Origin of the sequence: Mycobacterium sp. 1465703.0 (assembly GCF_001672975.1) — a bacterium.
GTDB lineage: Bacteria > Actinomycetota > Actinomycetes > Mycobacteriales > Mycobacteriaceae > Mycobacterium.
Map to the genome: position 1 here is coordinate 1 of NZ_LZKU01000129.1, position 26205 is coordinate 26205.

A 26205-nucleotide genomic window follows, 5' to 3' on the forward strand; every position below is an offset into this window, starting at 1 on the left:
ACTTCGTCGGGCGAACCCCCGACTGCGCCACCAATCCGATCTGCTCGACGGTGGACCGTGTGCTCCAGCCCGTCGACGGCAACCTGGGTCTGCGCCAGCGCGTTGTCCAGTTCGGCGACGCGCTTGAGGCGTTGGGTCAGCGAATCCATGGTGTCGCCGAACTGGCGTCCGAGCACACCGGCCTGATAGCTCAACGTCGCCTGTTCGGGAACCTTGCCGTCGGGGCGGCTGGCGGACTGCACGGCACGCACCCCCGGTACAGCCATGATGTGGCGGGTGATCCGCTCGATGGCGATCAGACCGGCCGGGTTGCGCAGGTCGTGGTCGGCCTGAATCGCGACGACGTCAGGCAACAGCGCGTTCGGCGGGAAGTGCCGGTTGGCGCTGGCATAGCCCCGGTTGGAGTCGGTGGACGACGGCGTGGCGGCGGGTTCGTTGAAACCGATCCGCAGGCTGGCCAACGGCAGCGCGATCAGCAGCGTAACTCCCAACGCGGCCACCAGGATCGGGCCGGGCCAGCGCGCCACGGTCGTTCCGACGCGGCGCCAGCGCCGCGCGGTCTTCGAGACGCGCGGTTCCAGATAGCCGCGGCGTATCGCCAGGCTCATTAGCGCGGGCGTCAGGGTCAGCGCCGCCACCATGGTCGCCAGAATGCCGATGGCGCAGGGTAATCCGGCACTTCGGAATGAGCCCACCTGGGCGAACACCAGACAGGCAAGCGCCACCGACACGGTCAGTGCCGAGCCGATCACCACGGGCGCGATGGAGCGGTACGCCTGCGTCAATGCCTGCGCCGGTGCGATACCGTGGCGGCGGCCTTCGTGGTAGCGGCCCACCAAAAAGATCGCGTAGTCGGTGCCGGCCCCGAGCGTCATGGCCGCCATGAGTGCGACCGAAAACAAGGACACCTCAACCATATTGGCTTGCCCCAGGGCGGCGACGACAGCGCGCGCCAGGGTCAGGGCGACCCCGACTGAGATCAGCGGAATCGCGGCTGCGATCGGTGATCGGTACACCACGAGCAACAGCAACAGGATGAGACCGATGGTGGCCGCGGTGATCCCGAGCATCTGTCGGTCGATCGCGGAGAATTCGTCGACGATGGTGGCACCGGGACCGGTGACATGGACTTCCAGGCCCGGTGGTGGTGCGAATTTCTGAACGGTGCCGCGCACGGCGTTCACCGAATCGCGGGCCTGTGCGGTGCCGAGCATGCCGGCCAGCCGGACCATCACGCTGACCGCCTTGCCGTCCGCACTCTGTGCGCCGGCGGCGGTGGCGGGCTGCGACCACAGGTCGGTCACCGCGTACACGTGGCGCTGATCCGAACCCAGCGAGGTCGTCATCGCGTCGTAGAACTGACGATCCGTCGGCGTCAGCCGCTGATCGCGTTCCAGCACAACGTAAACAAAATTGTTGCTGGGTGTCTGGTTGAACAACTGGGCGGCTCGGGACGCAGCCACCGCACTCGGTGCACCCGGCGGCATGAAGGATCGGGCATGGGCGTCGACGACCCGTTCCAATTGCGGGACAGCCAGATTCGCGATGGCCGCCGCCAGGAGCCAGAGCCCGACGATCACGACCGCGTACCGGGCGGTCAAGCGCGCAATGCTGCCCATTCGGTCATGCAACGGTCTGCCGATCGCTCGCGGGCCCGCCGAACAGGCCAACAGCCACATGCTCACCGCGGGTAAGCGAGCGCACCCGCAGCGACCGGCGGGTGCCGATCTTCACCAACGCGTGCAGTCCGGGCTCAGCGGCCTGCAGATCGGCGCGAACCTGCTCGGCCGGCGCGCCCTCATGGGCCGCCTGATCCAGCTTGGCCACCAGCATGGTGATCCATCGCTGGCCGAGCGAAAGCATCAGGCCTTCCTCGTCGCCGAACAGCTCGGACACCTCGGATGAGTTGTCGATCAACGCAGGTGCCGCCTCGGAATCAGTCTCAGCGGCTTTTATCACCTTGGCCATGAAGGCCATCCGGTCGTGCAGCAGTGTCCATGTCATGACTCGACGCTAGGAAAACAGCTGCCCGCCGCGCGTCGTGCCGAAGTGCAGTCTTTGTCTCATACCACGGGCGGAGACGGGTGCCGACCGCAGCAGGATGTTCCGTGTCGCCTAGCTCTTCTAGGATTGGACGATGGTGCATGCCGCAGCGAATTACCTGCGGGAACAGCTTCGCCGGCGAAGCGAGCTGCTTCCCGTCGGTATTACCTGGGCCGCGATGATCGCCGTCGATGTCGCCCTGGTGCTCGGCGGGGTGATCGGGACGCTGCAGCGGCCCAACGACGATCTGCCCGTGGCGCTGACCGCATTCGCGATAGCACTGTCGCCGGAGTTGGCGTTCTTTGTCTTCAACATGAAGATCACCCCGGGTCCGTTGTGGGCGACCTGGACGGCGTCCACCGCGCTGACGCTGTTTGCGACGTCGACGCCTATTCACGCCGATTTCGCACCGGCGTTATTGGTCCTGATGGTCTTGGTCGTCGCAACGTTGGCGTCGGTGTTGGGCGGATTCCTTGCTGCCGGGTCAGCAGCCGCGTTGTTGCTCACCGCGTCCGCGCTGCACCGCCTGGACGCGGTGGCGCTGTACCTGGGTTTCATCGGCACGGGTTGGCTGCTCGGCTACCTGATGCGCACCCAGCGGCTGTTGCTGGCCGAACAGATCGAGGCGCAGGAGATGCTGTCCGAACACGCCGCCGCCGATGAGCGGCGCCGCATCGCGCGCGAAGTGCACGACGTCATCGCCCATTCGCTGAGCATCACCCTGTTGCACGTGACGGGTGCCCGGCGTGCGCTGCAGCAGGATCGCGACGTCGATGACGCGGTCGAGGCGCTGGAGCAGGCCGAGCGGCTCGGCCGCCAGGCGATGGCCGACATCCGTCGTACCGTGGGGCTGCTCGACAACTGGCCGGTCAAAACCGCGCAGACCGCACCCGAACCCGGGATCGACGACATCTCGGTACTGGTCGAAAGTTTTCAGCGGGCCGGTCTGGCGGTGACGCTGTGCGTTGAAGGGCCCACCGACCATGTGTCGGCCGCGGTCGGCCTCGCACTGTATCGGATCACGCAGGAATCGCTGGCCAACGTCGCCAAGCACGCGCCGGATTCCAAAGCCGGTGTGGTACTGGATATTTCGTCGGCAACCGCACGGCTCGCCGTCACCAATCTGCTTCCCGCTGCGGTGGTGGCCGGGCGCTCGCCCGAAGGGCGGGGTTTGCGCGGCATGCGTCAGCGGGTCGAGCTGCTCGGCGGCGCGATCGACGTGGGCCCCACCCGGGACGGATGGTCGGTGTGCGCCGAGATACCGCTGCACGAAGGCGACAGCGCGTGGCGCCCATGGTGGTGCAAGGCGTGATCGACGCGACGCCGGAGATCACCGTGCTGCTGGTCGACGACCAGGATCTGGTGCGGTCCGGATTGCGCCGGATCCTGCGCCGCAAGGACGGTTTCGTCATCGTCGCGGAGTGCGCCGACGGGGACGAGGTCCCCGCCGCGGTGGCCGAGCACCGGCCCGACGTGGTCGTGATGGACCTGCGGATGCGCCGCGTCGACGGCATCGAAGCGACGCGCAGGTTGGGCGGCAGCCCGCCGGTGCTCGCGCTGACCACCTTCAACGAGGACGAGTTGTTGTCCGGGGCGCTGCGTGCCGGTGCGGCCGGCTTCGTGCTCAAAGACTCCTCAGCCGAGGAGCTGATCCGCGCGGTGCGGGCGGTCGCCCGGGGCGACAGCTATCTCGATCCCGCGGTGACTTCGCGTGTGCTCAACACCTACCGCAAGGCCGCCCCCGGACCGCGCGGCAGCGCGATCGGCGAGCTGACCACCCGCGAGCTCGACGTTCTGACCTTGATCGGTCAGGGTCTGTCCAATCCGGAGATCGCCGACCAACTGTGCATCTCCGGTGTCACGGTCAAAAGCCACATTGGGCGGATCTTCGGAAAGCTCGATCTGCGGGACCGTGCTGCCGCGATCGTCTACGCGTACGACAACGGCATTGTCGCGCCGCGCTGAACACCCACAACGGCTTACATCGGCGCGGATTGTGCCGTCAGATTCAGCAGCACGTAGGCCAAGCACACCAGGAAGTTCAGCACCACCATGACCAGGGCCGCGAACATCAGCGAACGGATGCCGCGTTGCTTGAGCCGCTTGTATCGCGCGGAGCGGGACTCGCGGTCAAGCCGGATCGCGATCAACGCGAAGTTCACATTGATCAGTTCGTGAGCGGCCAGCGGTGCACCATCCAACATTTCCCGCAGCCGCTCCGGTGCCGTTCGAACACCCACGCGTTCGAAGTTGTGGCATAGACGGCGTGCGCGCCTTTGGCGGAGCGTGTAATACGGCTGCCGGAGCTGCCGCACAAGTTGCCCTCGATCATCCCCCCACGGATAAGACGGGGTCATCACAAGCGGGATTCTAAAACGCCCGGGGCCATTTTGGCCTTGTGTACACGGATTATGTTGCGAGAGATCACTTGTCTGTACCGCCGCTCATTTGCTGGGATGCGGGCAGATCGAGGTAGCGCTCCAGGTTGCGATGCATGTTGATCACGCGACGTTCCTCGCTGGACAACACCAAGTGGGTGAAGCCGGGTTGATGCATCCCGCGCTGCAACCCCGGCAGCACCGTGATGTCTTGAGTGAGCACCACGCCCGGCTCGGCGGCATCGGCGGCCATCCGGACGTCCGTCGGCTTGGTGTAGGGAGCACCCGGGGGCATGCGTGTCATCAAGAACATGATCAGCTCGCCCTTGTCCGGGGAGGGGTCGGCCGCGGGCCTGGAGCACATGACGGTCAGGTGGTCGGCGTTGGTCAGAAGCGTCATGTTGGGAAACACGTTGTATTGGTGCAGTCGGGTCATTCGGTCGGTGTCAGCCCAGTTGAGATCCACGCCGCGGCTCGCGGCGAACGCGCGTGTGCGGTCGGCGATCATGTCGGCAACCGTCTGACCGGGCCGGCGCTCGTCGGTGGGGAAGGGGGTGCCCTCGGCCGCGCCCATCAGCGCTCCCTGTGTGTAGACGTAGGCGTCCCAGACCTCTTCGTCGCTCAGCGCGCCGTCAAAGCGCGGGCTCTGCACGCCATAGGGCTGATCCGACTTGCCGGTATGGCCCCAGATCTGTTGGGGCGCATGGATGTCGTCGACGCAGCGCAGAAGCTCGGGATGCAGGGTCTGGATGTGGTAGGTCTCGCTGTAACCGTCGGCGATCGTCTTCCAGTTGGCGTCGACCTCGACGGTGAGCGTCGCATAGCAGCGGAAATCTTCCAGGTGGCACCAGGCGATGTCATCGGGCACCGCTTCCAGGTGCTCGGCCAACGGCATCGCACCCGGGTCGAGGTTGACGAAGACGAGCCCCTCCCACGTCTCGACCCGAGCCGGTATCAGCGGAAAATCCGACATCCGCAACGACCCGAAGCCCTTGCGGTTGGGTACCCGTTTCAGCGCGCCGGCCAAATCCCAGGTCCAACCGTGATAGCCGCATTTGAGCTCATGCAAGCCGGACCCCGAGCCGGTGCACAGCGAATTGCCGCGATGCCGGCAGACGTTCTGGAACGCGCGCAGCACCCCGTCGTCATCGCGGATAATCAGCACTCCGTATGGCCCGCAGCGGTATTCGAAATAGTCGCCGGGCGCCGCGACGTGGTCGACCATGCAGGCCAGCTGCCAGACCCTGGGCCACATCCGCTGCACCTCGAGTGCTGCGAAGGCGGGGGAGTAGTAGCGCTCGGCGGGCACCAGGGTCGGGTTCTGCGGCGGGGTGCCAATGGCATCCTCGTCGCGGGTGCGCGCCGGATTGCCGGCCGCCGTTGCCATCGTCCGCAGCTTTTAACGCGCTCCGCGGACTAGGCGGCCGGGGCGCGCCCCGGTGTCAACATCGTTGCGACGGGTCACCGTACCGCTGACGATGGTCGCCGCATAACCGCTGGCCCCCTGCAGGATTCGGTTCCCACCGGCGGGCAGGTCGAATGCCATCGCCGCCGGGTGCAGGGTCAGGGCGTCCATGTCGATGACGTTGATGTCGGCCTTCTTGCCCGGCTCGATGGTGCCGCGGTCGGTGAGACCGAACAGGTGAGCGGTGTCGCGAGATTGCTTGCGTATCACATATTCCAGCGACAGCTTGTCGCCCCGGTGCCGGTCCCGCGCCCAGTGCGTGAGCAGAAACGTCGGATAGGAGGCGTCGCAAATCATCCCGCAGTGGGCGCCGCCGTCGGAAAGCCCGAGGACGCCGGCGGGGTGCAGCATCATCTCGCGGATCGCGTCGTGATTGCCGTCGGCGTAGTTGAACAACGGCAGCATCAGCATGGACGTCGCGTCGGACTCCAGCATCAGGTCGTACAGCGTGGACAGCGGGTCCTCCCCGCGCGCCGCGGCGATGGCGGCGACGGTGCGATCCGGTGTCGGCTCGTAATCCGGCGGATTGCCCAGCGCATACAGCCTTCCCAGGGAGTGCTGCACCAGGGCGAACATGCCGTCGAACAACAGGGTGGGGTCGACGGGCAGATCATCCTCGGCCAAGATCGCGGCCTTCACCGCGGGATCGGCAAGCCGCAGCGCGAGTTCCTCGCGACTGCACTCGGCCTTCAGCCGGCGGTAGGTCGGTCGATGGCTGAAACCGTGGTGGCCCTGGAAGCCGATCATCATGCCGAACGGCCGCGCCGCGATCTGCGGGTGCAGCCGGGCGCCGGCCGCGTGCGCGTCCGCGGAGAGGTCGAGCATCTCGCGCCACAGTTTCGGATCGGCGTCGACCTGGATCAGCGCGAAGGACACCGGCCGGTCGATCTCGCCGCTGAGCCGGCGCATCCAGTCGAGTTCCTTTTTGGGCCCGATGATGTCCTCGCCCGCGGCTCCCTGCGGTGCCAGTTCGAACACCGCCTGGCCGCCGGCCGCCATGGCGCGGCCGAGGCCGAACAGCTCTTCTTCGGCGGCGAATGTGCCCGGCACTGGTTCGCCGTCCATCGCGCGGTGGCCCATCGTGCGCGACGTGGAAAATCCAAGCGCCCCGGCTTCGATCGCCTCGCGCACCAGCTGGCCCATCGCCTCGATGTCCTCCGGGGTGGCCGGTTCGTTGCGGGCACCGCGCTCGCCCATCGCGTAGGCGCGAATCGCGCCGTGGGCGACCTGGCTGCCCACGTCGACGGCGTAGTTATGCTTGCCGATCGCGTCGAGGTATTCGGGATAGGTTTCCCAGCCCCAGGTGATGCCTTCGGTCAGCGCGGTGCCGGGAATGTCCTCGACGCCCTCCATCAACTCGATCAGCCACTGCTCGCTGCCGGGCCGCACCGGCGCGAAGCCCACGCCGCAGTTGCCGGTGACGATCGTCGTGACGCCGTGGCCGCTGGACGGCTCGAGCAGGCTGTCCCAGCTGACCTGGCCGTCGTAGTGGGTGTGGATGTCGACGAAGCCGGGGGCCACCACATGCCCTGTCGCATCGATGGTTTCGGCCGCGTCCCCGTCCATCGCGGGGTCGTTGGCGGAGCGGCGGACAACGTCGACGATCTTGCCGTCCTTGATGCCCAGGTCGGCTTGATAGCGTTCCGCCCCCGTGCCGTCGACGACGGTTCCACCGATGATCTTCAGGTCGAACATGAGACTCCTCTTCGCCGTCGTGAGCTGTCTCTAGCGGGCTGGGCGATAACGCGCGCAGCATTTCGCTACGGTAGGTAGCGTAACTCTTGGCGCGACGAAGGCAATAGCCTCAGCTGAATTGAGCCGGCCCTACAGAGAACTCTTCAGGGCGGCGACGGTTTCCAGATCATCGAGCGCCGCGACGCCGCGCCGCACGCCTTCGATGGCGATGTCTTCGACCTGCATTCCGCCCATTCCGGCGGTGATCAGCGGGGCGGTGTAGGCGTACAGCGCAGCCTGGCGAAACCGCAACCATAGGTCGTCGCGCTCCAGCTCGGGACCGCCGGCCGCTATCAGCGCGCGCCGGTAGTCGTCGAGGAGTTCGCGCTGGGTGGCCTGGCGGTCCTCCGGGGTGAGACTGGTGATCAGGGTGTAGGCCAGTTCGCGGGAGGGGTGTCCCCGCCGCACTGCCTGCCAATCCAGCAATCCGGCCTTGCCGCCTTGGAAGTACACGTTGCCCGGATGGGCATCGCCATGCATGACGGTGTGTGGGGGAGCGTCGATGAGTGCGGCGACCGCGCGGTAGTTGTCGGCGATGAACTTGCCGTTGTCCACCGCAACGGTGGTGCGCTCGGCGAGACGCTTGATCGACGCGTGCATGAGCGAACCGGTCAACAACGATGTGACGTCGCCTGACGGGGTGTACAGCCAGCCCATCGACCCGCGCCCCTCGCGGTGCGGCCGGTCCCAGAACGTGGCGTGCAGTTCGGCCAGCAACTCGATGACCAGGCTGGCCTGGTCAGCCGACAGCGGGTGCAAGGTGTCCGGGAACTCGCACGACTCGGCGGGCAGGTCTTCCAGGACCAGCAGGTACCGGCCGGTCCAGGCATCGAATGCCGCGCCGTAGCAGTAGGGGACGCCGATGACCTGGGGTGCGAGCTCGCGGTAGAAGCGCACTTCGGTGTGTCCGAGGCGTCCCAGTTCGCCCATCAGCCGAGTGGCGGCGGTTTGTGCCGAGACTTTGACGAACACCGACTCGGGCACATTCTTGCCGGTCAGCACCAGCCGGCCACGCGAGGAGGTGCCCGCGTCCCTGCTCAGGACGCGGATCGACCGAACGGTGGTTCCCATCAGCCGGGACAGCACGGCGGTGTCGATGTCTTCGACAGTCCGCGGTAAGCCGAAACGGCCTCCCACCACCGCGTCCGTGGCCACCCGGCGGGCGCCGCGGCCCAGGTGAGCGGCCAGACCGAGAATCGACAAGGCCTGTCCCACAGGACTGTTCATATCCATCCATCCTGATTCGCTGGCCGGCCGCAGTGCTGCGCTTTAACACCAGGGCAAAACGAATTGAACGTCTAGACATCAGATCACCTCGACCGCGAACTCGGCCATCGGGTGGGGAGATGCACCTGTTCAAGACTTCGACAACGCGCCGGTCCTGCCGCGCCAAGGATGCCGACGCAGGCCGGCTGATCAGGCGTTACAACCGGGTCGTGTCATGTTGTCCCAGGTCAAGGTGACCCGGGTGCCCTGCGGCGTGCGGTCGATGACCACCTCGTCGGCGAGCGTCTCCATCAGCGGGATGCCGCGGCCACGCATCTGCTGCCGGCGTTGTACCGGCACCTTCTGCCGCCACCGGCCGCGATCGTCGACAGTCACCGCGAGGGTGTCCGAATCGCGGTCGTAGGCCGCTGGCACGTCGACCGTGCCGCGCTCCGCGGCATCGACATAGGCAAATTCCGCGGCATTGGCGATCGCCTCGTTGACCGCCAGCAGCAGATCGCTGAAGCGGTCGTCGTCTAGCGAGAAATACCGTTCCAGCCAGACCCCGAACTCGGCGCGGGTCCGCGCGGCGCTGCGTGCGTCAGCGGCCACCCGCGTGCGTACGAAACGGGACTGGTCATCGACATTCGACACGTTCTGCTGCTGCTCAGAGCGTCCCATCGTTCCCGGTTGCGTCCTCACCCTGTTGCGGCTCACTCACCAGCGATACCGCTCAGCGCGCCGTCCAGGCTGCTGTAGAGCGAGAGCACGCTATCGATCCCCATGAGTTTGATCGGCCGGCTGGTGGCCGAGCCGTTGGCGACGACGGCGAATTGCGTCGGCGGCTCAATCTCGGCCTGCGCGGTCACCAGGACGGTCATCCCGGCCGAGGCCAGGAAACCGACTTTGGACAGATCAACGATGAGTGCCGCCGGCTTGGTGGCCAGCGCCGTCTGGATGGCATCGGCCAGCAGCGGCGAGCTGAGCATGTCGACTTCGCCGGAGACGGTAAGCACCACCGCCTGGTCTACTTGGTGTTTGCCCACTTCAAAACCGGTTGGATCGACGAAATCGCCGGATTGTTCGCCCATGGTCCATCACTCACATTCGGTCCCGTGTGGGACACCGATAAATCTCGACATCCACTGCCTTAACCGGGGGCTGTTGATTCAACCCCGCGGGAACACGCTTGTCTACGGAGGAGATGCACTCCGTCGATCTGCGCTGCTAAATGCAGATACAGCTACAAGTGTTTAGCCAATGGTAGGACACGCGGCGTAGCACGCTCAAAACGCTGAACGATTTCGGCCGCCGCGACGTAGTCCGGATGTGTGTCGCGGCCAGCGCAGAAGTTGCACGGGGCGACAGCCCGTGCGTGAATCATTCCCACCGTTTTCGCTCGCATCGCATTGGGTGTGGCCTGCACAAATGGGAAGGACGGTGGGCCGTGGAGACTGGTGAGCGCGAAGACGGGCCAGCCAGCGGCGAGCAGCCCGAGGACCCGGCAGAAATTTCCGCCGCACCGCCGCGGTCCGGTCCGCTGAGCCGCCGCGCGCTGCTGGGCATGGGCGCGGTGGCCGGTGTGGCCGCGATCGACGTGGGCGGCTTCGCCTATGCCGGCGGCTGGCTGCGACCCGGCGCGCTGACTCCGCCCCGATTCGCCGATCACTTCGAGCATGTCTACGGCCGGCACGACGGTTTCCGGCGAAACCACGCTAAAGGCCTGAGCGCGGTCGGAACGTTTGTGAGCACCGGGGCCGGCGCGGCTATTTGTCGGGCCGCGGTCTTTCGACGGGGCAGCGTTCCGGTGATCGGCCGGTTTTCGCTGTCCGGCGGTCTGCCCGACCAGGCCGACAAGCTCGACACCGTCCGCGGGCTGGGGCTGCTGTTCAGTGGGCCGGACGGCCAGCAATGGCGCACCGCGATGATCAACATTCCGGTCTTTCCGGACAGCACTCCCCAGGGCTTCTACGACCGGTTGCTCGCTTCCAAGCCCGTGCCCGGCACCGGGAAGCCCGACCCGCAGCAGATGGCCGCGTTCCTGCACCGCCATCCCGAGACCGCCGCGGCGATGCGCATCATCAAGCAGACACCGCCCAGCACAGGATTCGCCGACAGCGCATTCCACGGGCTCAACGCCTTCCGGTTCACCAACAGCGCCGGTACGACGGTTCCGGTGCGCTGGTCCGCGGTTCCGCAGCAAGACGCCGGCATCACGGCCCCGCCGTCCAGGCCAGCTACCAACGACTACTTGTTCGACGCCCTCATCCGCACGCTGGCGCACACGCCGCTGAGTTGGCGGCTGGTGCTCACCATCGGTGAACCGGGCGATCCGACCAATGACGCCACCAAGCCCTGGCCGTCGACGCGGCGCAGCATCGAGGCCGGCACCGTCACCATTTCCGCCGCGCAGACCGAGGCGGCCGGCAACGCGCGCGACATAAACTTCGACCCGCTGGTGTTGCCGGACGGCATCGCCGCCTCCGATGATCCGCTTCTGGCGGCGCGCTCTGCGGTCTACGCCCGCTCGTTCACTCGCCGCGCCGGGGAGCCCAAAACGCCCAGCCCGGTTGACGTCGAAGCGGTCCGGCGATGACGGCCGGCACCGCCGCAGCGCGGTTCACGCTGCCATCCCGCATTCTGCACTGGCTGATGGCGCCGATGGTCATCACGCAGTTGCTCGTGGGCGTGACCATGATCGCCGCCTTGAGCTATTACCCGTTGCTGCTGGCCATCCATCGCCCGCTGGGTCTGTTGATCTTGGTCTTCGCCCTGGTCCGGCTGATCAATCGGCTGACTCACCGGCCGCCGCCGTTCCTGGCCACCATGAGCAGAGCCGAGCGCCGCATCGCCACGTGGTCGGAGTACCTGCTGTATGGCCTGCTGCTCGCTCAGCCCCTGGTCGGGTGGGCCATGCTGTCGGCGGCGCGAAACCCGATCACACTGGTCGGGCCCATTGCGCTGCCAGGCATTGCCCCGCACAACATCGACGTTTTCGCGGTGCTTCGTCAGTGCCACGTCGTTCTGGCGCTGTTGCTTTTCCTCGCGTTTACCGCGCACATGACGGCGGTACTCTTCCACACGCTCGTCTTGCGTGACCGGCTCCTCGACCGCATGGCGCTGTGGCGCACCAGGCCCGGCTCGCGGCAACCAGACCGCGTCTGAGACCAAAATCGCAGTCTGACCACCTGCCTGCCGGGGTCTGAAGTGGCCGAATATGATCGGCACGATTCAAGCTTAAGCGCGTGTGGTCACCGGCCGGGCGTGCCGCGCAGACGAGGCCATGGATAACCGGGAGAGTTCAATGTCGAACCAGCAGCAAGCGGAGCGGATGACGTCGGGGAAGGGATTCATCGCGGCGCTCGACCAGAGTGGCGGCTCGACGCCCAAAGCGCTGCGCCTCTACGGCATCGAGGACAACGCCTACTCCTCCGAGGAGCAGATGTTCGACCTGATCCACCAGATGCGCTCGCGGATCATCACCTCTCCGGCCTTCACCGGTGACCGCGTGCTGGCCGCGATCCTGTTCGAGCAGACGATGGACCGGGAGATCGCGGGCAAGCCGTCGACCACCTACCTGTGGGAGACCAAGGGTGTGGTGCCCATTCTCAAGATCGACAAAGGTCTGGCTGACGCGTCCGACGATGTGCAGCTGATGAAACCGATTCCGGGGCTCGACGAGCTGCTGGACCGGGCCGCGAAGCTGGGTGTGTTCGGTACCAAGGAGCGGTCGGTGATCGGCGGGGCCAACCCCAAGGGCATCGCCGCGAACGTCGCCCAGCAGTTCGAGCTGGGCCGCCAGGTGCTCTCGCACGGTTTGGTGCCCATCATCGAGCCCGAAGTCACCATCTCGATTTCGGATAAGGCCGAAGCCGAAGGCATTCTGCGCGACGAGATCACCAAACAGCTCGACACTGTGCCCGACGGCCAGCGGGTGATGCTCAAGCTGAGCCTGCCCACCGAAGTCAACTTCTACCGTCCCCTGATCGAGCACCCGAAGGTGATGCGGGTGGTTGCACTCTCCGGCGGCTACTCGCGCGAGGAGGCCAACGAGTTGCTGGCGAAGAACACCGGATTGATCGCCAGCTTCAGCCGCGCGCTGACCGAGGGCCTGACCGTTGACCAGTCCGACGAGCAGTTCAACTCCACTTTGGACAAGGCGATCCAGTCGATCTACGACGCCTCCGTCGCCGGCTGAGCACGGTCTTCCCGACCGCTGCGTTCCTGGTAGCAATTCGCCCATCCAGCCGGCGCCGATCGGCGCTAGGGTCGGTTCATGGCGGATCAACAGGCGCTGGCGACGTTCCTGCGTGCCCGCCGCGATCTACTGAAACCCGCGGCCTTGCCGAAGGTGAACGCCGACGGGTGGTGGGTTTGCGCCACGAGGAAGTCGCACTGCTGGCCGGCATCAGCGCCGAGTACTACTTGCGGCTCGAGCAGGGCCGGGAAGCGGCAGCCCTCAGACCAGGTCCTCGATGGGCTGGCCGGCGCGCTGCAACTCAACGACGACGCCGCGCAGTACATGCACACCCTGGCCCACCCTCCGCGGCGTCGCCGGCGTGCGGCGGCTGCGGCAGAGAAAGTGGATCCGGGCCTTCAGACGTTGGTTGACACATGGAATCTGACCCCCGCGTACGTCCAGGACCGCCATATGAACATTCTGCTCAGCAACGCATTAGCGGGGGCGCTGATGCCGTATTTCGCGCCGGGCGCCAACCATCTGCGGTTCGTCTTCCTGGAGCCAGAGTTACGTGGATTCGTAACTGGGATGAGATCGCCGGCATCCTGGTGTCCCGGTTGCGCTTCAACATCGCAGAAGAAAGTCCGTGCGATCCTGAACTGCAAAAGCTGATCGGCGAACTGAGCATCGCCAGTCAGGACTTCCGCACACTGTGGGCCCGCCAGGACGTCAAGCAGAAGACAAGCGGCCTGGCGCTGATAGATCACCGCAGGTGGGCCCGCTCGACCTGCGCTACCGCGCTTTCGTCCTTCCCGAAACACGGCAGGCATTGGTCACCTACTACGCGGACGCCGGCACACCGTCGGAGGAACGGCTGCGTTTGCTCTCCAGCCTGGTGCAGTCTCCGGCATAGGCGTTCGTGGGCGCATCCGGCGTACAGCACCTCCAGTTAAGCTGCACCGCAAAGCAATTCGTTTAAACATTCGTGCTGCCTGACCGGCGGGCTACCAGGAATAGCGCGGCCTGGTCGAGGCCGGACCGTCCAGACATGCTGGTTGCCAATCGACCGACGGTCAAGGAGCAATCGACAATGAACGGTCGATCATGCCGGGCGTCACCACTGGCAACACCATGGCCCCCAGCGTGATCATCGGCGAACGCGCCGCCGCACTGCTCATCGCCGATCACTCGGGCTGAGCTAATAGCGGTGCCGCGCCATGCGCGGTGGCCCCTGCCCATTGTCACCGTCGTCGGAAACCAACGCGGGCACCATCTCGCTGGTCACCAACCCCTCATCCGCCGTCAATTCATCGATGATGGCGAAGGATTCGGCGATGTTGGCCGGGGTGTCGATGACGATGGTGACGACGGGCACCCGGCGGGTCAGCGAGAACAAGCCGTCACCGTGGGGCGGGTGATTGCCGTGAAAACCCCAGACGCCGCGCAGCACCGTCGCACCGTCGGCGGCTCTGGCCTGCCGGAGCCGCTGGACGATCGCACGGTGAATCGGCACACCGCCGTGATGTGCCGACTCGGAGGTATAGATCGTCAGCTGCTGGAACAGTGGTAAGCCGCGCTCGTCGGCGCCGGGCAGCGCGTGCGGCTGCTCCAAGAACTGGCCGTCGCGCTTGCATACCCGCACCCGCTCGAAGGTGAAGAGGGGCCTGCGCAGCAGCTCTTCGATTTCCGGTAGCACCCGGCCGATGCGCTCACCGGAACCGACAACCACGATCATCATCGGAACGTCGGCGTTGCGGCCAAAGAAATTCGCCCGCTGGCGTTCTCCGTGCGCCACACCGTCCACGCCGAGCAGCACCGTAGCGCCCGCGAGACCGCGCCGGTGCATCACATCGCAGAGCGCGATGTAGGCAGGTGACCCGTTGACGCGCTGCTTGCGGCCAACGTAGATCGTCAACTTGACGGCGTCGCGCAGATCCTCGGGCAACTCCATCGGCCCGATTCTCTCGTGCAGCAACCGAGCGCGTTCCAACGTGACCAGGCCCCGCTGCTTGACGGCCAGCACCGGGTCGAGCAGGGCCTCGATCTTCGCTCGCGTGTCGACCGCGATGATCGCCACCGGCGGGTCCTCCGACAACGACAAGGACTCGTCGGTGCGCAAATAGTGGCCGGTGCCGAACCCACCGATGCCGCGCAACAGGACGCCGCAAGCAATGCGGTGCTGTGCGTACATGCCGAGCAACACATCGGAGACAAAGCTGTCCCCGGTTCGCCTACGCTCGGCCAAGTAGGTGGTGAGCTTCAGACAGTCGTCGTCCACTGCCGCTCCTCAGATATTGCTATACACATAGGCTTTCATCGCGCCGCCCGGGTGTCATCCGTCCCGTCGTTTTGCGGGCGATACTACGCCGCGAATGAGAGAGCAATCGGGGGCGCCACTTCATCGCCGCGCGGCAGGCCCGTCACCGCGCTCGCACGACCGGTGAGGTCGCACGACGGCACCTCGATTTGGCGAGCTTGCGCAACGCCGGAATGCTTCGGGCGCTGGCGCCCCCGTAGCACTTTTCGAATTCGGCAACGTCGCCACCACGTTGCTCATCTTCCGTGCCACGCAGCTGCTTAACACGCCATACCGATCCATTACCGCGGCCACGTCACTCGCGATCGTGATATATGCCGGCCACAACGTGGTCGCGACGCTTGCGTCATTGGTGGCCGGTCGATGGTATGACCGCGGGGGACCGCGTATCGTGTTCGCGGCCGGAGCCGCGGTGTACGTGTTCGGGTACGGGCTCTTCGCTATCGGCGTGGATGCGGTGTGGCTTCTTCTGGTGGCGTTCTGCGCCGCCGGTGCCGGCATTGGGCTGGCTGAACCTACCGCGTCCGCGATGGTGGCTCAGCTGCTGCCGGACCACTTGCGCGGCAGTGAATTTGGTGTCTTGGGCGTGGTGCGAGCCAGCGGCGACGTCATCGCCACGATAGTGGCCGGGGTGCTGTATACCGTGGTTTCCCCGGCCGCCGCATTTGGATACGCCGCCGCCTGGATGGTCGTCGCTGTCCTAGCGTCGAGCATGCTGCGGCGCCCCGTCGATCACCAATTCGGTTCTGCGCCAGCCTGATTCCGGAGGTGACCCGCACACCGGCTCCTGCTAGGTCAGCGCAGTTGTTCGGTCGGTACCCCGTAGCGGTCCTGGTAGGCGCTCACCCGGTCACGCACCTCGACGGCGTCCAGCCCAGTGTCCGACCAGGTGTAACGGCCGCGCCCGTCATCCGAGGGATGCGAGGCCAGAAAGTCGCGCATCTTCTGTTCGGCGTCGGGCCGCAGTTCGCGGTCCAGCCGTTGGTAGATGTCTTTGATCGTGGTCCACGGATCGTTCATGAAGTCGGCGAATTGCACATCGATCACCCGTCCGGCCGGCACAGCGCCGTTGTCGCGCAACGCCATCTCGCGGTCCAGGCCCACGACAATCTCCTCGTAGGACTGGGCCGCGCACTCGGCGATGCTGGATTCGTCGCTACACATCCGCCGCAGGTGGTGGGTCAGCGCCGCGATCGACGAGATGACGTTGAGCGGATCGCGGTGGGTCTGCACGATCAACGCGTCCGGGTATTCGGCCAACAGCGCGTCGAGCTGCCACAGGTGCGCCGGCGACTTCAACAGCCACTGTCCGGGCACGCCAGACTGCAGGTGCTGCAGGAAGATTCGGTGAAAGCGATAGGCGCCGGCATGGTCGGCCTCATACATCAGCCAACGGTAGTAACGCGGCAGCCGATACTGCACCGAGAAGATCATGCTGACGAACTCGGCGGCGGTGATGCGCACGCACTCCTGGCCGACCAGTGCGCCCATGGGATGAAAGGCCAAAAAGCCCGGCACAATTTGTTCGGATAGGTCGATGCTGGCCTGTGCCTGCGCGATGCGCGGATCGTTGTGGTAGGTCTCGGGCTGCGGCACCGGACACGGCTCGTCGACCTCCCAGGTCAGTGGGGCGCGCAACTGGGGATCCTGGGCGAGCAAGTCGTAGAGGATCGTGGTCCCGGTGCGCGGCTGGCCGACGATAAAGATCGGCGTCTTGATCTCTTCGGCCGCGACCTCGGGATGCTTTTTGCGCCACGCGATTACGCCGAGCCGGTTCTTCAAAGCCCGCATGATGTCGAGGTGGGCTATCTCGACACCGATATCGGACAGGCACGCGTCGTTGATCAGACCGTCAGCGACCCGGTGGAGTCCGGGCCGCCAGCCCTCGGCGCCGAAGTCGTCGCTGCCGACTTCCTCGCAGGCGGCGGTGATCAGCCGTTCCGGGGCGAATCGGTCCGGCAATGTCATATCCGTCATCTCCGCTCCTCGGCTTCGTGCACCGACACGGTGACCTCGGGCGGGCTTGGATTGTCCAGCCAGCGCAGGACGACGAAGCCACGATGACGGCCACCGGTGTCAAGCCAATGGCCAAACCCGAAGTCTTCGGCGGAGATCGCGATCCGCACCCGCCCGTCGGCATCTGGCTGCACGCCGCGATTCGTCACCGAGCTGTGCCGTCGCCAGGGCTCCAAACACTCATGCCAGATGCTTTCCAGCGTGACGTTCCAGTACCGGGTGTCGGGCGGCGCGATGTCGAGGACGAGGGCCTGGCCGGGGTCGAGCCGAAATGTCCCCATCATGTACAGGTTGTCCGGGGTGGTGTCAGCCGCACCCAGATCGGCGGCCTGCGCGGTCAACAAGGTGTTCGGATTGTCCAGCAGTTCGGGCTTGATGGTGCGGTGCAACGTCGCGAGTTTCATCAGCGACCACGCCATCGCGGTGAACTGCTCGGCCAGCACATCGTCGGTCAGCGTCGGTACGGGTCCCGGGTCCAGTGCCTCGATCTGCAGCGCGGCCAATTGCTCGCCGGCCCGGTCACCGATGTATTCCCGGACCACCACCGACGAGGCGTCCGGCGGAATCTGCACCCACTGGGCGCCGGCCAGATCGGCGGGTTCGTCGGCCGAAAGCACGAGCGCGAACTCGCCCGAGTTGAGCACCAGGTCGACGTCGCTGACGTAGCCCGCCATCCGCCGCGGCGTGAGCCCGGTGCCGGCCAGAATTTGTATTCCCAAATACGCGCTGGTGCCCCGCGTTCCGGTGATCCGGTAGCGGCGGTCGCCGCGAATCATGGCCAGGTAGTAGTTGCCGTCGGGGTTGGGCCCACCGACCATCCTGTTCTCCGAACACATATCGAAGAACGACGGACGGTCGGGGTCGGCCTCAACCGTCATTTGTGCACACAATGACGAGACCCGGGCAATCAGGCGCAACCCTTCGGTGAGCTCCCGCTCCGACTCGGCGTCTTCGGTGATGATCTTGGTGACGTCGTTGAGCATCTGCTGGAAGAGCTGCCACCAGGCGCGCGCCTGCGGGGCGGCCTGATCGGACGCTTCGCGAGTCTGAGACACCGTCTCATGCTAAGGCTATGTCTTAGGTTTCGGTGTCGAAACGCAGATCCGCGAATTAGCCACGCTGACAAGGTCATCCGAGACGAGGCCGGCTGATCGTCCGCTCGTCAGCTTTCGGTCAGGGCTTCCACGATGAGCCGGGTGGTCCGTTCGGCTCGGCGTCGCGAATAGGGCTGCGCACCCGAAAGAATCGGATACACCACCCCGCCGACGATCGCGTCCGCCGCCGAATCGGCGGTGGCCTCATTGATGCCGTCGGCACGCAGCCGGGCCCGCACACTGTCGTGCAGCGGCGCGCTGAATCCGGCGCGAAGTTTGACGGCGGTGTCTTCGTGTTCCATGCAGGCCACGGTTAGCGTTCGCAGCATCGCTGATCCGCGGGGGGTGGTCAGGCTGGTGAACAGCTTGCCCACCCAGCCCACCAGGTCCGCGACCAGGTCGTCGGTGTGGTCGACCGACGCGAGCAGCTTGTCGGCGTCTTCCAACATGACGTCGGCGACCAGCGCCGGGCGCGTGGGCCACCAGCGGTAGATGGTTTGTTTGCCCACGCCGGCGCGCGCCGCGACCGCTTCGATGGACAGTCCGTCGAACCCGCGCTCGAGGAGCAATTCACGGGTGGCGGTGACGATTGCTGTGCGGGACTTCTCGCTGCGTCTTCTGGGCGAGCCGGCCTGCGCGTTCACCCCGCTGAGATCGGTTGGCATCTCATGGTCCTCGCTTCTGCGAACTCAGATCGAAAGCCGCTCGCCGGCGATCGGGGGCGCTTTACATATCCTTATCCGCCCCGGTAGTCTGCCACAAGACGAGACGGTCCGTCTTGTCAACGCGGCTATCGGAGTCGAAAGGATAGCAGTCCGTGCGGCCATCCCCAGTTATCTCTCGGCCGTCCTCGTGAGCCTGGGGCTCAGTCCGGAGCAGCAGGAGCTCACCGACGCCGTGGCGCAGTTCGCCGCCCGGAATGCTCCCATTGCCACGACTCGCGACAGCTTCGATGACCTCGCGGCGGGACGCATTCCCGGGTGGTGGGATGCCCTGGTCGCCAACGGTTTCCATGCCGTACACCTGCCGGATGATGTCGGTGGGCAAGGCGGACGGCTGATCGACGCCGCGTGCGTTTTGGAATCGGCGGGCAAATCGCTGCTACCCGGGCCGCTGCTGCCGACGGTGGCCGCCGGAGCCGTCGCATTGCTCGCCGATCCCACGCCGAGTGCGCAGTCGTTGCTGCGGGATCTTGCGGGCGGCGCCACCGCGGCGATCGTGCTTCCCGACGACGGCCTGCACGCGCGGGCCGAGGACGGGCAATGGCTGATCAGTGGTGCGTCGGAGGTCACCGCGGGCGTGTGCGCGGCGCGGATCATTCTAGTCGGCGCTCGCGCCCCTGACGGCGACGTCGTCTGGGCGGTAGTGGACAGCGAAACACCCACCGCCACAGCCGAACCCGTATCTGGTACCGACCTGGTCGCCGATGCCGGGATTTTGCGACTCGACGACTACCGCGCGACCGACTCCGAGACGCTCACCGGCATCGACCCCGAGCGCGCCCGATGTGTGGTCGTGGGACTCGTCGCCAGCACGACCGCCGGCATCGTGCAGTGGTGTGTGCAGGCCGTCACCGCGCACCTGCGCATCCGCGAGCAGTTCGGCAAGGTGATCGGCACCTTCCAAGCGCTGCAGCACAACGCTGCAATGCTGTTGGTCAGCAGCGAATTGGCCACCGCGGCGGCCTGGGACGCGGTGCGTGCGGTCGACGAATCACTCGACCAGCACCGCATCGCCGCCGCCGGTGCGGCGGTGATGGCGATCTCGCCCGCCCCGGATCTGGTGCTCGACGCCCTAACGATGCTTGGCGCCATCGGCTTCACCTGGGAACACGATGTGCACTTGTACTGGCGGCGGGCCATCAGTCTGGCCGGATCGATAGGTCCGGCGAATCGTTGGGCGCGCCGGCTGGGGGCGTTGACGTGCACCCAGACGCGCGACATGTCGGTGAATCTCGGCGACGCTGAACCCGAATTCCGTTCCTGGGTGGCCGAGACGCTGGATGCGGCCCTGCAGCTGCGCAACGACAAACCCGCACCGCACGGCGACTACGAGCACCTCGCCACCGGGCCGCAGCGCACCCTGATCGCCGACGCCGGTCTGATGGCGCCGCACTGGCCGGCGCCGTGGGGCGTCGATGCGGATCCGTTGAAACAGCTCATCATCGACGAGGAGTTCGCCAAGCGACCCGGTCTGGTTCGGCCATCGCTGAACATCGCCGAATGGATTCTGCCCTCGGTGCTGGCCGCCGCACCAAAAGACTTGCAAGAGAAGCTGATCCCACCGACGCAACGCGGTGAAATCCTGTGGTGTCAGCTGTTCAGTGAGCCGGGAGCCGGCTCCGACCTCGCATCGCTGGCAACCAGGGCGACCAAGGTCGATGGTGGCTGGCGGATCAACGGCCACAAAATCTGGACGTCTTTGGCGCAATACGCGGACCTGGGCGCGCTACTCGCGCGCACAGATCCCGAAGCCGCCAAGCACCGCGGCATCGGCTATTTCATCCTCGATATGCGATCCCCAGGGGTGGAGATCCAGCCGATCAAGACGGCGACCGGGCAGGCGCACTTCAACGAGGTGTTCCTCAACGACGTCTTTGTTCCCGATGACATGCTGCTCGGCGGCCCGGGCGACGGTTGGAGTCTTGCGATCTCCACAATGGCCGAAGAGCGTTCGGCCATCGGTGGATACGTCAAGTTCGACCGGGCGGTCGCGCTGCGCCGGCTCGCCGCTCAACCCGGACCGGACCGTGAGGACGCGGTGCGTGAGCTCGGCGAGCTCGACGCCTACACCAACGCGATCAGGGCGCTCGGGGTGCGGGAAACCATTCGGCTGCTCGACGGCCAGGCGTCCGGTCCGGCGTCGAGCATCGCCAAGGTCGCGATGAATGTGCTGCTGCGGCGCACGTTCCAGGCCACGCTGCAGTTGACCGGGAAGGTCGCGATGGTCGATGACCTCGACGCCGCGGTCGTGGAACCCTATCTGCATCTCCCGGCCGAATTGATCGGCGGCGGAACCCGCGAGATCCAGCTCAACATCATCGCGCAGATGATCCTCGGACTACCCCGAAAGTAAGGCGACAGTATGGGATTACGCGGAGAAGCCGCGATCGTCGGATACGTGGAGCTGCCACCCGAGCGACTCAACAAGGCCTCGCCCGCGCCGTTCGTCCTCGAACAATGGGCGGAGTTGAGCGCGTCCGCGCTACAGGATGCCGGCCTACCCGGTGATGTCGTCAACGGGATCGCCGCATCACACCTCGCCGAGTCGGAGATCTTCGTGCCCTCCACCATTGCCGAATACCTCGGCGTGGGGGCGAGGTTCGCCGAGCACGTCGATCTGGGCGGCGCCAGCGCGGCGGCCATGGTGTGGCGCGCGGCCGCGGCCATCGAGCTGGGGATCTGCGATGCGGTGCTGTGCGCGCTGCCCGCCCGCTACATCACACCGTCGTCCAAGCAGAAACCCCGCCCCATGGTCGACGCGATGTTCTTCGGCTCGTCGAGCAACCAATACGGTTCTCCCCAAGCGGAATTCGAGATCCCCTACGGCAACCTCGGGCAGAACGGGCCGTACGGTCAGGTGGCACAACGCTATGCCGCAGTCTACGGCTACGACGAACGGGCGATGGCCAAGATCGTCGCCGAGCAGCGGGTGAACGCCAACCACACCGACGGCGCCATCTGGCAGGACAAGCCACTGACCGTCGACGATGTGCTGGCCAGCCCGGTCATCGCCGACCCGCTGCACATGCTCGAGATCGTCATGCCCTGCGTCGGGGGCGCCGCCGTCGTCGTTGCCAACGCGGACCTCGCCAAGCGGTCGCGCAATCGTCCGGTGTGGATCAAAGGATTCGGCGAGCACGTGCCGTTCAAGACGCCGACGTACGCCGAGGATCTGCTCAATACCCCGATCGCCGCCGCGGCCGACACCGCTTTCGCGATGACCGATCTGAGCCGTGACCAGATGGACATGGTGTCGATCTATGACTGCTACACCATCACCGTGCTGCTGTCGCTGGAAGACGCCGGCTTCTGTGAGAAGGGCAAGGGCATGGAATTCGTCGCCAACCATGACCTGACCTTCCGCGGCGACTTCCCGCTCAACACAGCCGGCGGGCAACTGGGCTTCGGCCAAGCGGGTTTGGCCGGCGGGATGCACCATGTCTGCGACGCCACCCGGCAGATCATGGGCCGCGCGGGCGCCGCGCAGGTCGCCGACTGCAACCGGGCGTTCGTGTCCGGCAACGGCGGCATCCTGTCCGAGCAGACCACACTGATTCTGCAAGGGGACTGACTGATGAACTTCGAACGGCCGATGCCCGTCAAAACACCGACCAGCGCGCCCTTTTGGGATGCGCTGGCCGAGCATCGCATCGTCATCCAGTACTCGCCGTCGCTACAGGCCTATGTGTTCTACCCGCGCGTGCGCGCGCCGCGCACGCTGGCCGACGATTTGGAATGGCGGGAGATTTCCGGGATGGGGACGCTGTACTCCTACACCGTGGCCCACCGGCCGGTTAGCCCGCATTTCGCCGATGCCGTCCCCCAGTTGCTCGCGATCGTCGAATGGGACGAGGGGCCAAGGTTTTCCACCGAAATGGTGAACGTCGACCCGGCCCACCTGAAGGTCGGGATGCGGGTGAAGCCGGTGTTCTGCGACTACCCGGAACACGACGTCACGCTGCTGCGCTACGAGCCGGCCCCGGAGTAGCTGCGCTTCGCCGAGCGCCCTGCCAGCCGGGCCTGGGAGTTCGAGCGCCCGGCTAGGCGGGCGCCGCCCGGCCAGCGCTACTTCAGCACCTCAGTCGGCGAGGTAGTTGGACATTCGCCGTGGAGTCAGGCCGGTACCGGCCAGGATCTGGAAGCCGGGGTAGGTCGTCGTGCCGCGGGTGGGGTTCTGGCAAAGACGGCTCACTTGAAGTGCGACTTGTCGATCTGCGCGTGCACCCCGACGGTGCGGTCGACGACTTGAGAGACGCAGAAGTCGGCCGCGGCGGACAGGTATGCGTACGCCGTCGCCCGATCCATGCCCTTGTCGGCCTCGAGGAAGTCCAGGGCGTTGACGACCGCCCGGCGCATCGCCACGTTGAGGTCATTGATCTGTCCGTTGACGCTGGCATCGGGATCGGACAGCCCGATCGGCACCCAGAGATCGGCGGTCTCGGCGAAGGGGTATCGGTAGGCCACCGACGGCGCATCACCCGAGTTCGGTTTGCACACCGTGAGCCGGAAGGTTCCGCGCAGCGATCCTTCCATCGCGGTGAGCGCGACTTCGCCGCTGCCCATCGCGTGGTGGGGGTCACCGGCGTAAAACAGCGCGCCTTCGGCGAACACCGGTAGGTAGAAAGTGGAGCCCACACCCAGCAGCCGGATATCGATGTTCCCCCCGCCGAGGGTGGGTGGGATCGAGTTGGCGCTCGCCGCCGTGAGATCGGAATCCTGCGAAAAGGCCACGCCCATCATGCCCATGAACGGGTTGAGCGGAAATCGCACGGACGCCTTGCCATAACGCATGACGCCATGGCCATCCTCGATCGAGGTGAACGTGAAGGCATCGCCGTACTTCGTCGGGTCAGGGTTGGGCCGGTGGTCTTGGCTTACCGGCGGCATGACCTCCTGCAGGGTGATTCCCGCGGGCGCATTTCCGTCTGCGGTCCTCGCCAATGCGCCCTTGCCGTGCCGGCTGGAGACTACGCCGTAGGGGACTCTCGGCGTCGCCTCCAGGGTCTCGATCTTGAGCACATCTCCCGGCTGTGCTCCCTCGACGAATACCGGCCCGGTGACCACGTGGGGTCCGTCCTTGTCGAAATCGCGTGGTGTGCGCCGATATTCCGCAGCGATCGCGATGGCATCCGTGAGGACCTCGGATTTGGCGACGCCCTTCGACCCGAAGTACGCGAGGGGATTGCGCCCCTGATCCTCTAGGATGCCCTCGTGCGAGACGGCATCGACGGTGAGCGTTTCACCCGACCTCATTTGCAGCACCGGTTTGGCATGCACGTTGGGGACATAACCCCAGAGCACCTGGTCGGGCGTGGACTGCAGGTAGTGATTGCCGCCGATGGCGCCTTCGCCTGGCTGAAGAACCCGAGTGGCACTGAAAGTTGAAGCGGCCGAACCGGTTCTGGTGCAACCGGCCGCGATGCCAGCTACGCTGACACCGGCGCTGATTGCCGCGACGGCTCTGACGAAATCACGTCGGCCGACACCTTCGACGATGGTGTCACGTGCACTCTGCATCAAGCTCTGATCCATCGGTTTGTCTCCCGGAATATCGAGTTGGTCGACATGTTCCACGGATCTTCGCAGCCACGAACAATTCTGGTCCAATACAAATTTGTGATGAGCGCTATTAGTGTTGATGATGCTGTCGCGCAACACCTTTCGATATAGGTAGTAATGAAATCACGATGTTCCGGTCAAATTAAGACTCGGTTACGAAAATTTGGATCGATCGGGATGCGGTGTGTGATGTCGGCTCGGCCGGCGGGCCCAGCGCCGTCGGCGATAGCGCCCGCTTTCGCCGACTTGAGCAACGGAACGGCACACACGGATATGGTGGGCGAATGTCTGCGACGTCTACGTCGATGTCCCTCGCCGAGCAAAAGCGCACGGCGACACGGCAGCGCATCGCCAGGGCCGCCGCGCAGCTGGTGATCAGCCGCGGCCTGGCCGGGGCCACAGTGGACGACATCGCCGACACGGCCGAGATCGGCCGGGCAACCTTTTCCGCTACTTCAACTCCAAAGAAGACGCCGTTGCGGAGGGCATGAACACCCACTGGCTGGATCGGATCACCACCGCCTTGGCCGCCTAAACCCGCGGGACTGAGCGCCGTCGAGGCGGTCGCCGGCGCCTTCGGTGACCTCGGGAAGGGATTCGCCGAGATCGAGGACCAGGTACGCGAGTTGGCCACCCTGACCCGCTCGTCGGAAACCCTGGAGGCATGGACGCATGGGCGCATTTACGTGCGCTACGAATCGGCGATCGCCGACCTGATGGCGCCCCGGTTACCCGAGCTGGCACCCCAGCCCCCCAGGCCCCGACTGATCGGAGCGCTGGCGATGGCGGCGGTCCGCATCGCCCTGGACGACTGGCTCAGCGACGGGGGATCGCTGCCCGACCGGGTGCGTCACGGCCTTGCCGCCATCGCGATCGCCTGACGCGTCCTACGAGTTAGCTTGCGGTGCTGGCCATTTCAGAATCCGGCGAGCCGTTCCACCAAGGATTAAGGCCTTCTCGTCCTCCGGCAGCGAGGACGAGTCGCGGATGCTGAACAAGTTCTCGGCCCAGCTGGCCCGGTGTCGGGTCATCGTGGGGTCGCTGGCCCACATCACGCGCTCGGCTCCAAAGGCGTCGATAGCGCGGCGCCGCTTCGGTTCGAGGTCGCCGAACGGGTACGGCTCGGTCGACAAAAAGGACGGTGCGTGCGCCCACTTGTAGGCCACGTTGGCATAGGTCGCCATCGCCACCGCATCGTCGATGCTGGCTTGGCCGGGCGGCGCATCAAAAGCGGCGCCGCAATGATCGATGACGAATTGGACGTCCGGAAAGCGCTGCGCGTATTGCGTCAGGTGCGGCACCATGCCGGGACACATGGGATTACTCCTGTCCGGCGGTGCGCTCAGACGGGAGTATGCCAGTGCGGTTGCATCCCTACTCGGAGCCGCGGTTGTCTCTCGGCGGCTAGGTGGAGGAGCGCACCACCAGATGGGCGATGTCGGTCAGTTCCGGCGACGGCGGGGCGGGGTGGCCCAGCCGCTCGAAGACGGC

The 26205-nt window shown here is 65.8% G+C and carries 24 protein-coding genes and 3 pseudogenes; 13 read left to right on the top strand and 14 right to left on the bottom strand.

Annotated features, from left to right (window positions below):
- Both A5625_RS11300 and A5625_RS11305 read right to left on the bottom strand, forming a co-directional pair.
- On the bottom strand, positions 1-1631 hold a 1631-nt coding region (locus A5625_RS11300; RefSeq protein WP_232003601.1), incomplete at its 3' end, for an efflux RND transporter permease subunit.
- Positions 1624-2004: a hypothetical protein gene (locus tag A5625_RS11305; protein ID WP_066993063.1), complete on the bottom strand. Its 381-nt coding sequence runs from the start codon at positions 2002-2004 to the stop codon at positions 1624-1626. The genes A5625_RS11300 and A5625_RS11305, both read right to left, overlap by 8 nt.
- A gap of 133 nt (positions 2005-2137) precedes the next feature.
- Here A5625_RS11305 and A5625_RS11310 point away from each other — a divergent pair, with 133 nt between their 5' ends.
- Both A5625_RS11310 and A5625_RS11315 read left to right on the top strand, forming a co-directional pair.
- Positions 2138-3355, top strand: coding sequence for a sensor histidine kinase (locus tag A5625_RS11310; RefSeq protein WP_066993067.1), 1218 nt, complete (start codon positions 2138-2140; stop codon positions 3353-3355).
- Entirely contained in the window at positions 3337-4008 is a 672-nt protein-coding gene (locus tag A5625_RS11315; protein WP_197516052.1) for a response regulator transcription factor, read from the top strand. Before A5625_RS11310 ends, A5625_RS11315 begins: the two co-directional genes overlap by 19 nt.
- Before the next feature lie 14 nt (positions 4009-4022).
- Here A5625_RS11315 and A5625_RS11320 read toward each other — a convergent pair whose 3' ends face one another.
- The 6 genes from A5625_RS11320 to A5625_RS11345 form a co-directional block, all read right to left on the bottom strand.
- A complete protein-coding gene (locus A5625_RS11320; protein ID WP_066993069.1) occupies positions 4023-4283 on the bottom strand; it encodes a hypothetical protein in 261 nt (86 codons plus the stop codon).
- 184 nt (positions 4284-4467) lie between these two features.
- On the bottom strand, positions 4468-5808 hold the full coding sequence (locus tag A5625_RS11325; protein WP_066993071.1) for an SRPBCC family protein: 1341 nt from the start codon (positions 5806-5808) through the stop codon (positions 4468-4470).
- A 12-nt stretch (positions 5809-5820) separates the two neighbouring features.
- Positions 5821-7581 carry an amidohydrolase family protein gene (locus tag A5625_RS11330; protein WP_066993074.1) on the bottom strand — a complete coding sequence of 587 codons (1761 nt, stop codon included), beginning with the start codon at positions 7579-7581 and terminating at the stop codon, positions 5821-5823.
- 129 nt (positions 7582-7710) lie between these two features.
- A complete protein-coding gene (locus tag A5625_RS11335) occupies positions 7711-8847 on the bottom strand; it encodes a phosphotransferase (RefSeq protein WP_066993077.1) in 1137 nt (378 codons plus the stop codon).
- 189 nt (positions 8848-9036) lie between these two features.
- Positions 9037-9480, bottom strand: a complete 444-nt coding sequence (locus tag A5625_RS11340; RefSeq protein ID WP_082984371.1) for an ATP-binding protein — start codon at positions 9478-9480, stop codon at positions 9037-9039.
- Between the two features lie 59 nt (positions 9481-9539).
- Positions 9540-9917 (bottom strand): STAS domain-containing protein, encoded by a 378-nt coding sequence (locus A5625_RS11345; protein ID WP_066993083.1) that lies wholly within the window; start codon positions 9915-9917, stop codon positions 9540-9542.
- 473 nt (positions 9918-10390) lie between these two features.
- On the opposite strand from A5625_RS11345, the gene A5625_RS11350 reads away from it, so the two are divergent.
- The 5 genes and pseudogenes from A5625_RS11350 to A5625_RS29575 form a co-directional block, all read left to right on the top strand.
- Positions 10391-11422 carry a catalase family peroxidase gene (locus tag A5625_RS11350; RefSeq protein WP_066993117.1) on the top strand — a complete coding sequence of 344 codons (1032 nt, stop codon included), beginning with the start codon at positions 10391-10393 and terminating at the stop codon, positions 11420-11422.
- On the top strand, positions 11419-11991 hold the full coding sequence (locus tag A5625_RS11355; protein ID WP_066993086.1) for a cytochrome b: 573 nt from the start codon (positions 11419-11421) through the stop codon (positions 11989-11991). Before A5625_RS11350 ends, A5625_RS11355 begins: the two co-directional genes overlap by 4 nt.
- Positions 11992-12130: 139 nt before the next feature.
- The gene (locus A5625_RS11360) at positions 12131-13024 is read left to right on the top strand and encodes a fructose bisphosphate aldolase (protein ID WP_066993120.1); all 894 of its coding nucleotides are present in this window, start codon (positions 12131-12133) and stop codon (positions 13022-13024) included.
- A gap of 324 nt (positions 13025-13348) precedes the next feature.
- A pseudogene (locus tag A5625_RS11365) lies at positions 13349-13919 on the top strand (hypothetical protein).
- A 185-nt stretch (positions 13920-14104) separates the two neighbouring features.
- Positions 14105-14203: pseudogene (locus A5625_RS29575) on the top strand (choline dehydrogenase); the annotation flags it as partial.
- Position 14204: 1 nt separating this feature from the next.
- Here A5625_RS29575 and A5625_RS11370 read toward each other — a convergent pair.
- Positions 14205-15284 (bottom strand): DUF190 domain-containing protein, encoded by a 1080-nt coding sequence (locus A5625_RS11370; protein ID WP_066993089.1) that lies wholly within the window; start codon positions 15282-15284, stop codon positions 14205-14207.
- A 271-nt stretch (positions 15285-15555) separates the two neighbouring features.
- Between A5625_RS11370 and A5625_RS11375 the strand changes: the two genes are divergently transcribed.
- Positions 15556-16083, top strand: a complete 528-nt coding sequence (locus A5625_RS11375; RefSeq protein WP_066993092.1) for an MFS transporter — start codon at positions 15556-15558, stop codon at positions 16081-16083.
- A 35-nt stretch (positions 16084-16118) separates the two neighbouring features.
- On the opposite strand, the gene A5625_RS11380 is transcribed toward A5625_RS11375, so the two are convergent.
- The 3 genes from A5625_RS11380 to A5625_RS11390 all read right to left on the bottom strand — a co-directional run bounded on the left by A5625_RS11380 (position 16119) and on the right by A5625_RS11390 (position 19098).
- Positions 16119-17291: a sulfotransferase gene (locus tag A5625_RS11380; RefSeq protein ID WP_066993095.1), complete on the bottom strand. Its 1173-nt coding sequence runs from the start codon at positions 17289-17291 to the stop codon at positions 16119-16121.
- A gap of 5 nt (positions 17292-17296) precedes the next feature.
- Positions 17297-18394 (bottom strand): DUF1214 domain-containing protein, encoded by a 1098-nt coding sequence (locus tag A5625_RS11385; RefSeq protein ID WP_066993096.1) that lies wholly within the window; start codon positions 18392-18394, stop codon positions 17297-17299.
- Positions 18395-18501: 107 nt separating this feature from the next.
- Entirely contained in the window at positions 18502-19098 is a 597-nt protein-coding gene (locus A5625_RS11390; RefSeq protein WP_066993101.1) for a TetR/AcrR family transcriptional regulator, read from the bottom strand.
- 187 nt (positions 19099-19285) lie between these two features.
- Between A5625_RS11390 and A5625_RS11395 the strand changes: the two genes are divergently transcribed.
- Genes A5625_RS11395 through A5625_RS11405 form a run of 3 tightly spaced genes read left to right on the top strand, consistent with a single transcriptional unit; the run spans position 19286 to position 23143 of the window.
- Entirely contained in the window at positions 19286-21508 is a 2223-nt protein-coding gene (locus A5625_RS11395; protein ID WP_066993104.1) for an acyl-CoA dehydrogenase, read from the top strand.
- Positions 21509-21517: 9 nt separating this feature from the next.
- A complete protein-coding gene (locus A5625_RS11400; protein ID WP_066993105.1) occupies positions 21518-22726 on the top strand; it encodes a thiolase family protein in 1209 nt (402 codons plus the stop codon).
- Positions 22727-23143, top strand: a complete 417-nt coding sequence (locus A5625_RS11405; protein WP_066993107.1) for a Zn-ribbon domain-containing OB-fold protein — start codon at positions 22727-22729, stop codon at positions 23141-23143.
- A gap of 200 nt (positions 23144-23343) precedes the next feature.
- Here the strand turns inward: A5625_RS11405 and A5625_RS11410 are convergent, their stop codons facing one another.
- Positions 23344-24687: an acetamidase/formamidase family protein gene (locus A5625_RS11410; protein WP_066993123.1), complete on the bottom strand. Its 1344-nt coding sequence runs from the start codon at positions 24685-24687 to the stop codon at positions 23344-23346.
- A gap of 311 nt (positions 24688-24998) precedes the next feature.
- Between A5625_RS11410 and A5625_RS11415 the strand changes: the two are divergent.
- Positions 24999-25595, top strand: a pseudogene (locus A5625_RS11415) (TetR/AcrR family transcriptional regulator).
- A gap of 6 nt (positions 25596-25601) precedes the next feature.
- Here A5625_RS11415 and A5625_RS11420 read toward each other — a convergent pair.
- Complete coding sequence (locus A5625_RS11420; protein WP_197516051.1) at positions 25602-26030, bottom strand: amidohydrolase; 429 nt, start codon at positions 26028-26030, stop codon at positions 25602-25604.
- Between A5625_RS11420 and A5625_RS30110 the strand changes: the two genes are divergently transcribed.
- On the top strand, positions 26017-26205 hold a 189-nt coding region (locus A5625_RS30110; protein WP_232003599.1), incomplete at its 3' end, for a hypothetical protein. The two genes, A5625_RS11420 and A5625_RS30110, sit on opposite strands and share 14 nt — an antisense overlap.